Annotated in this window: 8 protein-coding genes; 4 read left to right on the forward strand and 4 right to left on the reverse strand. The window is 36.4% G+C overall.

Features of this window, described 5'->3' with window-relative positions; genetic code table 11:
* Positions 1-77: 77 nt before the first annotated feature.
* The 3 genes from bshC to fahA all read right to left on the reverse strand — a co-directional run bounded on the left by bshC (position 78) and on the right by fahA (position 4,302).
* Positions 78-1,676 carry a bacillithiol biosynthesis cysteine-adding enzyme BshC gene (gene bshC, locus ACJAT0_RS04015; protein ID WP_415180627.1) on the reverse strand — a complete coding sequence of 533 codons (1,599 nt, stop codon included), beginning with the start codon at positions 1,674-1,676 and terminating at the stop codon, positions 78-80.
* A gap of 151 nt (positions 1,677-1,827) precedes the next feature.
* Entirely contained in the window at positions 1,828-3,012 is a 1,185-nt protein-coding gene (locus ACJAT0_RS04020; protein WP_415180628.1) for a hypothetical protein, read from the reverse strand.
* Complete coding sequence (gene fahA, locus ACJAT0_RS04025; RefSeq protein ID WP_415180629.1) at positions 3,013-4,302, reverse strand: fumarylacetoacetase; 1,290 nt, start codon at positions 4,300-4,302, stop codon at positions 3,013-3,015. It abuts the gene before it with no gap.
* A 98-nt stretch (positions 4,303-4,400) separates the two neighbouring features.
* Between fahA and glyA the strand changes: the two genes are divergently transcribed.
* The 4 genes from glyA to yidC all read left to right on the forward strand — a co-directional run bounded on the left by glyA (position 4,401) and on the right by yidC (position 12,739).
* Positions 4,401-5,708, forward strand: a complete 1,308-nt coding sequence (gene glyA, locus ACJAT0_RS04030) for a serine hydroxymethyltransferase (RefSeq protein WP_415180630.1) — start codon at positions 4,401-4,403, stop codon at positions 5,706-5,708.
* A 407-nt stretch (positions 5,709-6,115) separates the two neighbouring features.
* Entirely contained in the window at positions 6,116-8,845 is a 2,730-nt protein-coding gene (locus ACJAT0_RS04035) for a reprolysin-like metallopeptidase (RefSeq protein WP_415180631.1), read from the forward strand.
* Positions 8,846-9,183: 338 nt separating this feature from the next.
* Entirely contained in the window at positions 9,184-10,806 is a 1,623-nt protein-coding gene (locus tag ACJAT0_RS04040; protein WP_374003468.1) for a CTP synthase, read from the forward strand.
* Positions 10,807-10,924: 118 nt separating this feature from the next.
* Complete coding sequence (gene yidC, locus ACJAT0_RS04045; RefSeq protein WP_415180648.1) at positions 10,925-12,739, forward strand: membrane protein insertase YidC; 1,815 nt, start codon at positions 10,925-10,927, stop codon at positions 12,737-12,739.
* 787 nt (positions 12,740-13,526) lie between these two features.
* Here yidC and uvrA read toward each other — a convergent pair.
* Entirely contained in the window at positions 13,527-16,358 is a 2,832-nt protein-coding gene (gene uvrA / locus ACJAT0_RS04050; protein ID WP_415180632.1) for an excinuclease ABC subunit UvrA, read from the reverse strand.
* Between the last annotated feature and the right edge of the window lie 205 nt (positions 16,359-16,563).

Raw genomic sequence — 16,563 nt, forward strand, 5'->3', positions numbered from 1 at the left:
AGATATATAAAACACTTTTGTTAACGTGTTTTCAAATAAAAATTTAAATCATGAACTGTATCGAAAAGCACTTTTTTTTAAAGCGTAACAATTGTAAATCTTAAATCCAATGGATCGATATTTTCTTTAATCTTGTCTATAAATTCAGAGCCATATTCCTGATAGAAATAAGAAAAGTTGAGGTGTCTTTCTTGTAGGCTATCGTTAGGGAAAAGCTCTTTTTTTAATTTTAATACTCTCTCTAAATGATCTTCTAACTTGCGTTTTTGTGCTTTTAAAAGTCTTTTTTCAAGATGTGCTAGTCCTTTAATTTGTTTGTGTTCTTGAGCATTAACCGCGTTTTCAAAAGAAGGGTCTGTTTTTTGAGCAATCTCATAAAGATTTTCAAATTGTTTTTTCAAATGTTCTTTTTCATCAGAAAAATCAATTTTTATCTCACTTATTTTATAGGTGAGTAAACTGGTGAGTTCATGGTCTTTTTTAAAGAAATCCCAAATAGACAATTGTAGCTTTTCTACTTTTTCTAACTGTTTTGAAGTAACTAACAATGCCGAATTGCGCAGTAGAAGCATCGGGAAAGTTACTTTTTGAGAGTCAAAATAGTCTTTTAATTCTAACCAATACGCCATCTCGCCGCCGCCACCTATGTAGCAAAGATTAGGTAAAATGACTTCTTGATAAAGAGGTCTCATGATCACATTGGGCGAGAAACGCTCTGGATGATTTTCCAGCTCTTGACAGATTTCTTCTGGGGTAAAAGAAGTTTCTTCCTGATCTATGTGATAGACGCCATCCTTTTCTATAATGCGTTTGCGGTAGGCATCTGTGAGGTAAAATAAATTGATCTCTCTAGGGTTCACCTGTACCTTGTATCTCGCTGGCCAGGACTCTAGTGTTCTACTAACCGCGTTAAAACTGCTCTGTAAAACTAATTCCTCTTTAAAATAAGGAATAGCTAGGGACTTTAATTGCTTGTCATCTGCATCTAGAATAACTAGGCCATCATTTTTAAATAGTTCATGAGCGATTACTCTTGTAGCATCAGCCAGATTTGCGTTTTTTAAATATCCTTTTTCAAAAAGCTCAATGACCTTTACAGCATGATCATGTTTTCCTAAAAGACCTCTAAAAACGTTTAAAACTTCTTCGAGACCTTTAGTGGATAGTCTACCAACGCCACCGCTAGAATCTCGATTATAAACTACTTTCTTATTTCCATAATTAAAATATTGTATTTCTTCAAAGTCATGATCTTCTGTTGCCATCCAATAAATGGGAACAAAATTGTAATCAGGATAAGTCTGCTGAAGTTTTCTACATAAATTAATGGTAGAAATAATTTTATATAAAAAGTACAAGGGACCGGTAAATAAATTGAGCTGGTGCCCGGTTGTTACCGTAAATGTGTTTTGGTCTTTAAGTAAATTTATATTTTTTAAACTGGTTTCATTATCGGCAATATTTTCATACTGTCTTTGAAGTACATCAGTTAATACGGTTCTTTTAATGGGACTGTCTTTCCATTCTAATTGTTTCTCTAAAATCTGTGCCTCAAAATTCTCCAATCTAGGGAACCTATGGTACATTGATTTCAAATGATCTTTTTCATCAAGGTAGTTTGACATTAATTCAGTAAAATACCTGATGTGCTGATAAGGTTGATGGTTCGAACTCATTGATTTATGATCTGATTAAAGATAGGAGTTGAATTGTAAAGTATATCCTAATGTTTTAAGTAAGGTATATGGTGGTATGGGTTCCGCTTTGGCCCAGAGCTATTCCAGAAAAGCTTCCATTTATGATAACGTGGAAAGCAAGACGCTTCGTCTATTGGTAGTTCAAATTATTTAAAATCTGTTTTATCTTGGTTTTAAGGTCTTCTCCTGTATCATAAATCATTTGCTCATTAGATGGGAAAATAACCGCTTGGGGATTTATTGTCTCTAAATAGGAATCATCAAGAGCCCTTTTATCTCCATAAACTGCACCGTAAATATAGGAAAATACATAATTACTACTCACAGGAAAGCGATCTCCTATTTGAAGTGTTCTGTTATCGGTTAATTGTACTACTGCACTAATATTAGCTTCTTTTAATTGTGTGTTTTGAATTACATTTGCTTTTATAGTTACTAATTTATCTGTCTTAATATCATTTCCTAAGCTATCTTTTTTTACGTTGTTATTTGAATCGTATTCATAGATAAAACCGTCCTTGATTTGTTTTTCTTTGATTAATTCTTTTTGAGCAACTTGTTCTGGAGAAATAAATATTCCATCGATTATTATATTTAGATCATAGTCGTAAACCAGGCTGTAGATTTTTTTATTATGAAACTGTGTCCATGGAACGTTGATTCCATAGGTAGAAAATTTAAGTAATTCTTCTTCGAGTCTTTTAGGTAAAACCTTTTCCGATTGATTATCTAGGTCAACAAGAATATAATGGGTACCTTTTTCTAAGGCTTTTTGCAGTAAAACACGAGTATCCTTAAAATTAGGGTTTATTTTATCTAAGTATTTTAAATCGTCATACACATTTCTAGACTCCAAAGTGTTGGCTGTTGCCAGCATTGCCGTTGAAGTACTGAGCAAGTAATCACTCAGAGTAGTTCTTGAATCTATGATTTTCGCATTATAATCTTGGAACGTAAAACTTGCTTCTCGATTTTCTTTTTGCAATTTAAGCGGCAACAATGGACGTATTTTATTTTGACGTCTATCCATCCTTAAATAACACTCATAAATAGATTCTAAGACGGAAGGGTTGGGATCTAATTGCCATCTTTTCAATGCTACTTGATCTTGTGCTACTGCTTTTTTATAAGCCTGTTCCAAAAGAGGAATATACTCTTGGTTTCGTTTAGAGTTCTTGCCGTCTACTAACTCCTCTACTGAAATATTAATGGCTTGATCATATGAACCTTGATTGATTGCAGTTTCTGTTTTTTTAATACTTCCACAAGAGGTAAATAAAATAAAAGCGAACAGAGCAATTGATAACTGTTTCATTTATTTGGTCTTAGGTTTATAATACGGTAAAATTTTATTAGAAACCTCACCAAAGCCTATTCTTATCTCTCCTTTATGACAATATCCTCTCATTGTTACGGTATCATAATCTTCAATAAACTTACGCTCTGAACCATCATTAAGCTTTACGGGCTTTTCACCTCTCCAACTTAATTCTAACATAGAACCATAAGAATCTGGCGTAGGACCAGAAATTGTGCCACTGCCCATTAAATCTCCGCTATTAACTGGGCAACCGTTAACTGTGTGGTGTGCCAGCTGCTGAGAGATATTCCAGTAAAGATGTTTAAAATTTGATTTACACACGGTAGTAGGCCTCCCTTGTTGTGGTGTAATATCCACCTCTAGATGGATGTCAAAACTGCTATTCTTTTTTGAGTCTAGATAATCGAGTACTGGCTTTTCTCTTTTTGGACTTTCTGTTCTAAACGGCTCTAAGGCTTCTAAGGTTACTATCCAAGGTGATATTGAGCTTGCAAAACTCTTGGCTAAAAAAGGACCTAGTGGTACATATTCCCATTTCTGTATATCTCTTGCACTCCAGTCATTCAGCATGACCATACCAAAAATGTATTTTTCTGCTTCATCTACGGGGATAGGATGGCCTAAATTATTGGCATCCGTTGTTATAAAGGCCATTTCTAACTCAAAATCGACAAGTTTGGACGGTCCAAAAACAGGCTGATCTGCACCTGCTGGTAAGGTTTGTCCTTGTGGCCTATGAATAGGTATATGAGATGGTATAATAGAACTGGACCTACCGTGATACGCTACGGGCATATGCAACCAGTTTGGGAGAAGTGCATTATCTGGATCTCTGAACATGGTTCCCACGTTTGTAGCATGTTCCTTACTGCTATAAAAGTCAGTATAGTCACCTATTAAAACAGGTAATTGCATTTCTACCTCGTCCATTGCAAAAATAATTCTGTCTCTATGTTCTTTATGATCTCTTAATTCTGGATTACTTTTATTGAAAATGTCTCCTATTCTGTTTCTAACCAGTCGCCAGGTTTTGTTGCCATCAGAGATAAAATCATTTAAGGTATTTTGCATGAACATATCATCGGTTAATGGCACCATGCTGAAGTAACCCATTTCTTGAAGTGCCCCTAAATCAATGGCGTAATCACCTATCCTTGTACCGATCGTAATCACATTATCTCTGGTTAAGAAAACACCGAAGGGTATGTTTTGAATAGGGAAATGAGTATCATTATTGTATCCTATCCATGAGCTTCTTTTGGGGTCATTTGTTTTATTGGGCATCTCTAATTGATTTCTTGTTAAAAAATATAGCCAAATATATCATATAAGAATTGGATGCTGGCATGTGTAGCTTACTTTTGTGATCTAAACTCTAATCCATGACTCACACAGACCAAGAAATATTCGATCTAATTGAAAAAGAGAGGATTCGTCAAACACAAGGCATAGAATTAATTGCTAGTGAAAATTATGTAAGTGATGATGTTTTGGCAGCTGCTGGCTCTATCCTTACTAACAAATATGCAGAAGGTTATCCAGGAAAAAGATACTATGGAGGCTGTGAAATTGTTGATCAAATTGAGAACATAGCTATTGAAAGAGGTAAAGAGCTATTTAATGCCGAGTATGTAAATGTGCAACCTCACTCCGGAAGTCAAGCCAATACAGCTGTATATCATGCCTGTTTAAATCCTGGAGATAAAATATTGGGATTTGATTTATCCCATGGAGGTCATTTAACTCATGGGTCACCAGTCAATTTTTCTGGAAAAATTTATAAAAATTCGTTTTACGGTGTTGAAAAAGAAACGGGTCGTTTGAATTATGATAATATTGAAGAAATTGCTTTAAGAGAGCAACCTAAATTAATTATCGCAGGAGCATCGGCTTACAGCCGTGAAATAGACTACAAAAGATTTCGAGAAATTGCAGATAAGGTGAATGCTATCTTATTGGCAGACATTGCACATCCATCAGGTCTCATATCTAAAGGTATATTGATGGACGCGATACCTCATGCACATGTCTGTACCACCACTACTCACAAAACACTTAGAGGACCTAGAGGAGGATTAATTATCATGGGCAAGGATTTTGATAACCCTTTTGGACAAAAATTAAAAAATGGCAAGCTAAAAAAGATGTCAAGCTTGTTAAACAGTGGGGTGTTTCCTGGTAATCAAGGAGGACCACTAGAACACATAATTGCCGCTAAGGCGATTGCATTTAAGGAAGCTCTATCTGACGATTTTTTACATTATATAGTGCAAGTTAAAAAGAACGCACAAGTAATGGCAGAGGAACTGGTAAAGAGAGATTATCATATTATTTCAGGTGGAACTGATAATCACATGATGCTCATAGACCTTAGGAATAAAAATATTACGGGAAAAGAAGCTGAAGAGCTGTTGGGTGAAATACAAGTTACCGTAAACAAAAACATGGTCCCTTTTGATACAGAATCTCCTTTTGTTACTAGTGGTATTAGAATAGGCACGGCAGCTATTACGACAAGAGGGTTTAAAGAGCATCACATGATCAAGATAGTAGATATCATCGATAGATGCATTAATAACAGGGATCAATCAAATCTAGAAGTATTGACTAAAGAAGTTGTTCAACTAACAAAAGGTTATCCGTTGTTTCAGGTAAGCAAAAAAATGAACGAAGAGCACGTCACTGTCTGATTAAATATTTTAAAAGCGAGATCACTTTAAAAGTTTTCTCGTTTTACCCAATTTTGGTTTTTCAATAAATTCTAGTATATAAACAAAAGCAATTGCTTAAAAAAATGCCTTAAAATCAAGTTGGTATAAACGGCACAGCTTTAATTTCATAAATGCCCAAACATTAGTATGTTACTTTCCTCGTGTGGTTATATACATATCTACAAAAAGGCGTTGTAAAATTTATTACATTTATAGCAATTATGTTGAGGCGTTTTACGCAACACGCTTTCGCGAAAGCGTAATATGTAAATTATTGACGCATAATTTTAACGTATATAAAAATTTTAAGGTCAAATAGGTTCTTTAAAGAATAACATAGAGTTATCACCTTTTTATCTTATCATTACGTCAGAAAATTTTAAAACATGTATCATAATTATCGGTTATGGATCGCTGTGCTTCTATTTAGTTTAAGTACAGTAACACCATTAATAGCACAGAAAAACAAATCTTCATGGACATCGATAGCTGCATCCCAGTTACAAAGTGATCCATTATGGTCTAGAAAAACGGAAGCATCCATAGCTTCGTTTTACAGAGTTGATCTCAATTTATTGAAAAGTCAATTGACAAATGCACCTCAAAGAGGCTTAATTTCTGGATTATCTACCACAATTATAGAATACCCAACTTCTAATGGTATCGAGTTTTTTAGAGTAAAAGAAGCTAGTGTAATGGCTACTGAATTACAAGCTACATATTCTGATTTTAGATCCTATGTAGGTCAGAGCGTCAGCGATCCTACAAATCAAATTAGGTTTTCTCTCACGTCTCAAGGATTTCACGGAATGATGTTTTCCTCAAAATTAGGAATGCAGTTTGTTGATTCTTATACACTGGATAACTCATCAGTGATCGTGTATAAGAAAGATGATCTTATAGATTATGGTGAACGATGGGAGTGTCATTTAGAAGACGTTCTGGAGTTAGATCAACGATTTATAGGTCCCGTATCATTTACGGAATTGAAAAATGCCAATGATGGTGTTTTAAGAAATTTTAGACTGGCTGTTTCTACTACGGTAGAATATTCAGACTTTCATTGGAATAGAGCTGGCGTTGCGGCAACTGCTTCAGATGCCGATAAGAAAATGGCTGTCATGGCTGCTATGATCATTACCATAACTAGAAATAATTTTATCTATGAACGTGATTTAGGTATTACCATGATCTTTGTAGCAAATAGCGATTTGCTCATTTCTATAGGTACTGACAATTTTTCAAATACTAATCCTGGATTAATTTTAGGAGAGAATCAATCTTTTATAGATGGGACAATAGGTTTTGGTAGTTATGATATAGGGCATATTTTTTCTACAGGAGGTGGTGGTTTAGCATCTTTATCTTCACCCTGTTCTAGTAGAAAAGCGCAAGGAGTAACGGGAAGAGCGGCACCCGTAGGGGATCCTTTTGATATTGACTTTGTGGCACATGAACTAGGTCACCAATTTGGTGCACCACACACTTTCAATGGAGATGCCTCAAACTGTGCTGGTGGTAATAGATCTGCAAACAATGCCTTTGAACCCGGTAGCGGCTCAACTATTATGGCTTATGCAGGGATTTGTCCACCGCAAAACATACAGAATAATAGTGATTCCTATTTTCATGTAGGAAGTCTTGTTGATATATTCAATAATATTTCGGCAGGAGTGAGCACATGTGCACAGCAAGTCACCACTGGTAATACTGCACCAGTAGCAATAGCAGATTCAAATTATACCATACCTAGAAATACCCCTTATCGATTAAGAGGTAATTCAACAGATCCAGATGGGACATCAACTCATACCTATACTTGGGAGCAATACGATCTGAGTACTATAACTGGGTTTCCACAAGAAAATAATGCTTCTGGACCGATGGTAAGGTCTTTTGAAGGAACTTCAAGTAAGGTCAGATACATTCCTAGATTAGAGGACGTTCTTAACAGTGGTGGGAACTCTACACCTTGGGAAAAACTTTCTTCTGTAAGTCGTTCTCAAAGTTTCAGGCTAACCGTGCGAGATAATGACCCTAGAGGCGGACAAACCAATTTTGACCAGATGATCGTTCAAGTAAATGAAAATGCGGGTCCATTTCGAGTTACATCTCAAAGCAATACTGGAACGGTATGGTTACCTAATACGATAGAAAATATCATCTGGGATGTTGCAGGAACAGATGGTAATTCTGTCAACTCCAGTAATGTGAATATTTTATTATCCACAGATGGTGGGCTTAACTTTGACGCGATATTAGCTTCAAATGTACCCAATACTGGTAATTATGCTTTAACTGTTCCGGCTGGGATAGTATCTCCTAACTGTAGATTAATGGTAGAAGGGTCTGGAAATATATTTTATGCGGTCAACAGTATGGTTTTTAATATAAACGCAAATATCCAAACAGTATGTAACACCTACCAGTCCGGGGTATTGGCACTTAATATTCCAGATAACAATAGCGCTGGTATAACCTCTTCTATTAATGTGCCATTAACTGAAAATATCGCAAGTATTAAACTAGGCGTAGATATATCACATAATTATATCCAGGATATGATTATAGGTATTTCAGATCCATCATCTAATAACTTTGCACTAGCTTGGAATAGGTTATGTGCCAATCAGAATGATCTAGATGCAAGCTTTGAGGATGGAGCTGGGACCGTATTGTGTAGGCAGCCTACAGTTGGTAATTTTAATCCTTCATCTACTTTTTCAGTTTTTGAAAATTTGCCAGCAAATGGCAATTGGACTTTAAGTGTTTCAGATAACGCAGCTCTAGATTCAGGAGTGATAAATAGTTGGTATATGGAAGTTTGTGTAAATGTAATAACTCCTTTAAGTAATGATTCATTTGAAATAGATAACCTTTCTATTTATCCAAATCCTAATAACGGTAATTTTAACATCGTGTTTGACAATGCCGTTAGTGATAAAGTAGCCATAAGCGTTTTTGATCTCGGTGGTAGATCTGTTTATACAAATTCTTTTGAAGTCTCTTCAGTGTTCAATCAAAATATTAATTTAAACGCTGTCTCTCAAGGGGTATACTTAGTTCGCATAGTTGACGGAAATCGAATGATTACTCAAAAGATAATTGTTAAATAATGCTATTAAATTGGAATATTGATGGGTAGTTAAAGTAGCGATTTATAAAGTTTTAAAAGCCAGTAGTTCGTTACTGGCTTTTTTATATCCAAAACATATAACTTTTGGAATTTTTAATCTTTCTTTTTCCTTTTCTTTCAATTAAATTTTGCCCATCAAGACGTGATTGGGATTAAATTTTCGCCATTATTAAGAAAAAATATATTTCTAAAGTCCTAGAAAACGAACATTGATTGGGTTCACAAACGTTCATTTCTTTTTTCGATTAGAAAACTATCGTTTCTCTTATGCAAAATACCTACTTTTGCATCTGTTTTTAAAACACTTAAAACAGAACTATGGCACATGCAAAGTACATATTTGTAACTGGTGGAGTTACCTCTTCCTTAGGGAAAGGAATTATCGCAGCTTCCCTTGCAAAGTTACTTCAAGCCAGAGGCTTAAGAGTAACTATCCAAAAACTAGATCCTTACATAAATGTTGATCCAGGGACACTCAATCCTTACGAGCATGGAGAATGCTATGTAACAGAAGATGGTGCAGAGACCGATTTAGATTTAGGACATTACGAGCGTTTTTTGAACGTAAATACTTCTCAAGCTAATAATGTGACTACAGGAAGAATCTATCAGAGTGTTATTCAGAAGGAAAGACGTGGTGAGTTTTTGGGTAAAACAGTACAAGTAATACCTCATATTACCGACGAGATCAAAGAAAGAATTCAGATCCTTGGTAAATCTGGGGATTATGATGTTGTGATTACAGAGATAGGTGGAACAGTAGGTGATATTGAATCCTTACCTTATATAGAAAGTGTGAGACAGCTTCAGTGGGAATTAGGAGAATACAATTCTCTGGTGATTCATTTAACTTTAATCCCTTATTTAAGAGCTGCGGGGGAGCTGAAGACCAAGCCTACACAGCATAGCGTAAAAACGCTTATGGAAAGTGGCGTGCAGGCAGATATATTGGTGTGCCGTACAGAGTACGAACTCTCTGATGAGATACGCACAAAGCTGGCGCGTTTTTGCAATGTTAAGCAAGAAGCAGTTATTCAATCTATTGATGTAGAAACTATCTACGATGTTCCCAACAAAATGCTGTTAGAAGGATTAGATCGTGTGGTTATTAAAAACCTTAAAATTGATACAAAAGATCAACCAGATTTAAGGACCTGGAATGAATTTGTACAAAGACATAAAAATCCTAAAAGTACTGTAACCATTGGGTTAATAGGGAAATATGTCGAGTTGCAGGACTCTTACAAATCCATACTCGAAGCCTTTATTCACTCAGGAGCTGCAAATGAAGTTAAAGTAAAGATTGAATCTATACACAGTGAATATTTAGAGATTGAAAATGTAAAGAAAAAATTATCTCATCTTGATGCGGTTCTTGTTGCACCAGGTTTTGGAGAACGCGGGATAGAAGGGAAAATAGAGGCAGTGCGCTACGCTAGAGAGAATAAATTACCGTTTTTTGGTATCTGTTTAGGAATGCAAATGGCAGTAATTGAATATTCTCGTAACGTTTTAGGTATTGCAGACTCTAACTCCATAGAAATGGATCAGAAGACGTTGAATCCCGTGATTTCTTTAATGGAAGATCAAAAGAACCTTATGAATATGGGAGGAACTATGCGCCTCGGTGCTTGGGATTGTGAATTAGTGGGTGGAAAGATCAAAGAGATTTACGGTAGTAATAAGATTAGCGAGCGTCACAGACATCGTTATGAATATAACAATGAATACAGGGAACAATTAGAAGGATCTGGTTTAAAAACGACTGGAATTAATCCGGAATCCAATTTGGTAGAAACTATTGAAGTAGAAGATCATCCTTGGTTTATAGGGGTTCAATACCATCCAGAATATAAAAGTACCGTGGCCACACCACATCCATTATTTACCTCTTTTGTAAAAGCAGCAGCTGCCTATAAATTGAAAAAGAATACGACATAAGAGGTGATTTCTTCTATCTTTTGGAGAAAAGAAGATTACACAGCACTTGTTGCGCTACCAGATTTAAAACAATATAGAATTAGTACTAAGTAAATTAATCGCCCCAGTGGGCAGAAGTATGGAAGAGAAAAAGACGGATTGGAAAAGTATGCTAGGATTTGCCCTAATTTTAGGGATTGTCGGGTTTATGCTTATAAGAAATCAAGAAGAAAATAGAGTAGTCGAGCAAAGTACAGAAGGCACAGAAGTTGCTGATGAAATTTTATCTCCTGTAATATCTGTGAAAGAGGCCCTCTCAAACACACCTGTTGCATCTCAAGGTGAAGTCCTTTTATTTAGCAATAAGTTGGTGGCTTTTAAAATTAATACTAGAGGAGCATTGATAAATGAAGCCTTGTTAAAAAGTTTCAAAACGTATGATTCATTACCAGTTTACTTGGTAAAAGGCGGTGACCATCAATTTGACCTAGAATTCATGACTAAGGATGGGCGTAAAGTACATACTAAAGACATGATTTTTACCCCTACAACATCTCAAAATGCAGGCAACCAAGTGTTAAGTCTAAAGACAGATTTAGGGAATGGTGGTTTTATTGAATTTCGTTACGAGCTGCAGCCAGACGATTACATGATGGACTTCAATATTCGTTCTCAGGGTCTAGCTCAAGCGGCAAATACTTCTGAAGAAGTGGCCTTGAATTGGGAACTTCAAGGATACCGCCGTTCCAAAGGCATGGATAATGAAAATCGTTATACAGAAGTAAAGTTTGAGTATGATGGTGGTAGCGACGACTATACCGGTCAAGGAGAAAACGCGGAAGAAGAAGCAGAGAAAATTACCTACATAGCCTACAAGCAACATTTTTTCTCTTCCATCCTTTTAACAGATACGCCTTTTAAAAGTGGTTTGATAGAGTCATTCAACAATTTTTCAGCAAATGGTGAGCAGGATGTACTTACTAAAAAGTTTACTTCTAAAGTACTGCTGGACTACAACGGTGGAGAGTTGGCATATAATATGGACTGGTATTTTGGTCCTACAGATTATGATATTCTAGAAGGTTATGACCGAAATCTTGATGAGGTGGTAGATTTAGGATGGGGGATATTTGGATTTGTTAATGAGTGGGCGATACGTCCTTTGTTTTCTTTTTTAACCGATCCTATTAAAGGATTAGGTATTCCTTATGGAATAGCGATTATTTTATTGACTGTTTGTGTGCGATTGGTGTTATCACCTGTATTGTATAAGAGTTATTTGACTCAGGCAAAGATGAAAATATTGAAGCCAGAAATCAATAAAATTTCAGAAAAGTATAAGGATAATGCGGTGAAAAAGCAGCAGGAAACCATGAAGATTCAAAATGAGGCAGGCGCTAGCCCACTCAGTGGTTGTTTGCCGGCATTGTTACAAATGCCGGTGTTCTTTGCCCTATTTAAATTTTTCCCAACCGCATTTGAATTGCGGCAAAAAAGTTTCCTTTGGGCAGATGATTTATCCAGTTACGATGAGGTTTTCAGTTTACCATATAAAATTCCTTTCTATGGAGATCACGTTAGTTTGTTTCCTATTTTAGCCTCTATTTCCATATTCTTCTATATGAAAATGACAACGGGTCAGAATATGCAGGCCGCGCAGCAGCCAGGTATGCCTAATATGAAATTCATCATGTACTTGTCTCCCGTATTTATGTTGGTATTCTTTAATAATTATGCGAGTGGATTATCACTGTACTATTTTGTCTCTAACTTAATTACAATAGGTATTATGTTGGTCATTAAATATGTGATTATTGATAAAGATAAAGTTCTTGCAAAAATCGAGAAAGCAAAAGCAAAACCTAAGAAGAAGAAAGGTCGTTTTGCAAGCAAAATGTCTCAAATTATGGAGCAAGCACAAGTGCAGCAAGAAGAGAAAAAGAAAATCAAATAGATTAATATTATTTATAATTACAAAATCCTCAAACGTCTGGCGTTTGAGGATTTTTCTCTATTTGGAATAGTCTTAGGATATAGCAGGTTCTTTTATGTTATTCCAACACTGTTTCAACTACTCCTGACTGCCTTATGGTTAATGCGACGAGGCAAATCTGTCCTAATGTATTCCTAGGAGAGGAGCCTTTATTCATTTGCCTTGCTTTCTCAAAAAAAATCGGTAGCTGCAGATTCCTTAGGTTAGGAGTCTTTGTGCTTCCAATTTTTAAGGTTCTTTTCTGTGTAACTGATAACTTGTAAAGGCAAATTTATGGGACAGGAAAGGGTGAAAAATGCAGGTTCTATCGCATACCATTTTAGCTTCCAAATGACGCATATAAATCCTTTGTTTTCCGTTTTTAATCGCTAAAAAGACCTCTTCTAGCACTTGCTATGAGATGACTTTTCTACTCTATACACTAAAAGACAATTTCATTTATTAGTACGATATTCAAAAATTAATCTGGTATTAAAGACTAGAACGAATAGATTACATAATTAAATATAAACTTCTCTGTCATATATGGATAATGCCATTACAAATAATTGGAATCTCAAAAATCAGCAGCTTTGATAAGATGTAAGGAGACCAGAATGTGGCTTGGTCTACTTGGCATGTTGATCTCATTCTATAAGGTTGGAAACTTCAGTTATTGCTTATGTTCATAAAAAAAATGAGTCGTAAAATGAAAACCTACTCAGTTTTAAACTTACCTGAGAAGCACATAATATTTTTATTTTAAAAACTAAGACAATTCCTTTTTCAAAAAACGCGCTGTATGACTGGTCTTATGCCTAGCTACCTGTTCAGGTGTTCCTTTGGCAACTATAGTTCCGCCTCCACGTCCACCCTCTGGACCAACGTCTATGATGTAGTCAGCTATTTTTATAACGTCCATGTTGTGCTCTATAACTAGAACTGTATTCCCTTTATCCACGAGTTTATTCAATACATCCATAAGAACTCTAACGTCTTCAAAATGAAGTCCTGTAGTAGGCTCATCTAGTATATAGAAGGTGTTACCCGTATCTTTTTTAGAAAGCTCCGTAGCTAGTTTGATGCGTTGGGCTTCTCCACCAGAAAGCGTGGTAGATTGTTGCCCCAGAGTAATATAACCTAGACCAACTTCTTTGATCATTTCTACTTTTCGGAAAATCTTAGGTATAGCTTCAAAGAATGAGGTAGCTTCATTGATGGTCATATTGAGTACATCGCTAATAGATTTCCCTTTGTACCGTATTTCTAGTGTTTCTCGATTGAATCGTTTTCCTTGGCAAGTCTCACAAGTCACGTACACATCAGGAAGGAAACTCATTTCTATGACTTTAAGTCCGCCTCCCTTGCAGGTTTCACAACGGCCACCAGTTACATTAAAGCTAAAACGTCCTGCTTTATAGCCGCGTATCAATGATTCTGGGGTTTTGGCAAATAAGGCCCGTACTTCGTCAAAGGTCTTGGTGTAAGTCGCAGGATTAGATCGCGGCGTTCTACCTATCGGACTTTGATTGATATCTATTACTTTATCACAGTTATCTAGTCCTTTGATACTTTTATAAGGCATGGGTATTTTTACACCATTAAAGAAGTGCGCGTTCATAATAGGGTAGAGTGTCTCGTTGATCAAAGTAGACTTACCACTTCCAGAAACTCCAGTAACGCCTATCATTTGTCCTAAAGGAAGATCTATAGATACCTCTTTTAGGTTGTTTCCCGTACAACCCTTCAGGGAGATTTTCATTCCGTTTCCTTTGCGACGTTTTTTAGGAACCGCTATTTCTCTTTTACCGTTCAAATATTGAGCAGTAAGGGTGTCGTGTTTTAAAATTTCTTGAGGTGTTCCTTCACTGATGATTTCTCCACCAAATTTTCCTGCTCTAGGCCCGATATCAATCACGTGATCTGCACGCTCGATCATATCCTTATCATGTTCCACAACAATGACAGAATTACCAGTGTCTCTCAAAGAAATAAGCGAGTTGATCAATTTTTCGTTGTCTCGTTGGTGTAATCCGATACTGGGTTCGTCAAGGATGTACAATACCCCAACTAACTGCGATCCTATTTGCGTGGCGAGTCGTATGCGTTGTGCTTCCCCACCAGAAAGTGATTTGGCGCTTCTGTTAATCGATAAATAGTCCAATCCTACGTCCAGTAAAAATTGTAATCGTTCTCTAATTTCTTTTAATAGCTCCGTGGCTATTTGTTGTTGCTTTCGCGAAAGCGTCACATTTAAATGATCAAACCATTCTACCAGCTGCACGATATCCATGTTTGCTAATTCGGCAATATTCTTCTCATTCACTCGGAAATACATAGATTCTTTGCGCAATCTCGATCCTTCACAATCTGGACAGATGACGTTATCCATAAATTCTTTAGCCCAACGTTGCAAACTAGTGCTATCGTTGTTCTTGTAGGTTTGTTCGATAAAGTTAGCCAGTCCTTCAAAATCGATTTTATAGCTGCGTTTCACCCCTAAGTCCTTGCTGTCTACTTCCAGACTTTCCTTACCGCCGTAAAGAATCATTTCGATGGCCGCAGTGGGAACCTTTTCTAATGGATCTGTCAATTTAAAATCAAACTTTTGAGCAATGAGCTCTAGTTGTTTATAAATCCAATTTTTCTTGTTGTCTGGATAAGGAGCCAGTCCACCTTTAGAAATAGAAAGACTGCGATCTGGAATGATCTTGTGCTCGTTTACCTGATACAAAGCACCTAATCCATTGCATTTAGGACAGGCACCTTTAGGGCTGTTAAAGGAAAAGTTGTTAGGTTCTGGTTCTGGATACGAGATTCCTGTTTCTGGACACATCAACGTACGGGAAAAAAAGCGACCCTCTTTTTCACCCTGTGGCACAATCATCGTGATGTCATTACCGTGGTACATCGCCGTTTTTATAGACTCATCCAGTCTTTTGACGTCTTCTTCTGTATCGCCTACCTGTATTCTATCGATTACTATTTCAATATCATGTACTTTATAACGATCCAGTTTCATGCCTTTCATGATATCGACAATCACGTTATCACAACGTACCTTGACAAAACCTTGTTTGGCAATTTGTTCAAAAAGCTCCCGGTAATGCCCTTTTCTACCTCTTATAACTGGTGCCAAAATGTTGATGCGCTGACCCTTGTATTCTTCAATGATCAAATCACGTATTTGCTCATCGCTATAACTTACCATTTTCTTACCCGTGTTGTAGGAATAGGCATCGCTGGCACGAGCATAAAGCAACCTTAAGAAATCATAGATCTCGGTGATGGTTCCTACTGTACTACGCGGACTCTTGCTGGTAGTTTTTTGTTCTATGGCAATCACAGGAGAAAGGCCGTCTATTTTGTCTACATCAGGACGTTCCATACCGCCTAGAAACTGTCTCGCATAAGCGCTGAAGGTTTCTATATAGCGGCGTTGTCCCTCGGCATATATAGTATCAAAAGCAAGTGAAGATTTTCCAGAACCTGAAAGACCAGTAATTACAACCAGTTTCTCACGCGGAATATTTACATCAATGTTCTTTAAATTATGAACGCGAGCGCCCTTTACTTCAATAAGTTCGTCAGAATATGCCATAGCTTTTTACAAGATCGCAAAGTTACTTCTAAAGCCTTAGAAATAGAATTAAAGCTTGCTTAAAATGCTGTGGAGACTTGGGGTATTTGATCGTAGCAGTATAGCAAACACATAAGGTTGATTTTAAACTTATTTACACCCTGTATAGCGCCTCAAAGCAAGACGGTAATCGATGTGTTTCTCGATGCTAACGATACAGATTAAA

Origin of the sequence: Nonlabens sp. (assembly GCF_047636915.1) — a bacterium.
Lineage (GTDB): Bacteria > Bacteroidota > Bacteroidia > Flavobacteriales > Flavobacteriaceae > Nonlabens.

Bases quoted from the DNA above. Each gene is read 5' to 3' on its own strand.
- yidC (WP_415180648.1), top strand. From the start codon at position 10,925: ATGGAAGAGAAAAAGACGGATTGGAAAAGTATGCTAGGATTTGCCCTA.
- bshC (WP_415180627.1), bottom strand. From the start codon at position 1,676: ATGAGTTCGAACCATCAACCTTATCAGCACATCAGGTATTTTACTGAA.
- glyA (WP_415180630.1), top strand. From the start codon at position 4,401: ATGACTCACACAGACCAAGAAATATTCGATCTAATTGAAAAAGAGAGG.
- uvrA (WP_415180632.1), bottom strand. From the start codon at position 16,358: ATGGCATATTCTGACGAACTTATTGAAGTAAAGGGCGCTCGCGTTCAT.
- fahA (WP_415180629.1), bottom strand. From the start codon at position 4,302: ATGCCCAATAAAACAAATGACCCCAAAAGAAGCTCATGGATAGGATAC.
- ACJAT0_RS04040 (WP_374003468.1), top strand. From the start codon at position 9,184: ATGGCACATGCAAAGTACATATTTGTAACTGGTGGAGTTACCTCTTCC.
- ACJAT0_RS04020 (WP_415180628.1), bottom strand. From the start codon at position 3,012: ATGAAACAGTTATCAATTGCTCTGTTCGCTTTTATTTTATTTACCTCT.
- ACJAT0_RS04035 (WP_415180631.1), top strand. From the start codon at position 6,116: ATGTATCATAATTATCGGTTATGGATCGCTGTGCTTCTATTTAGTTTA.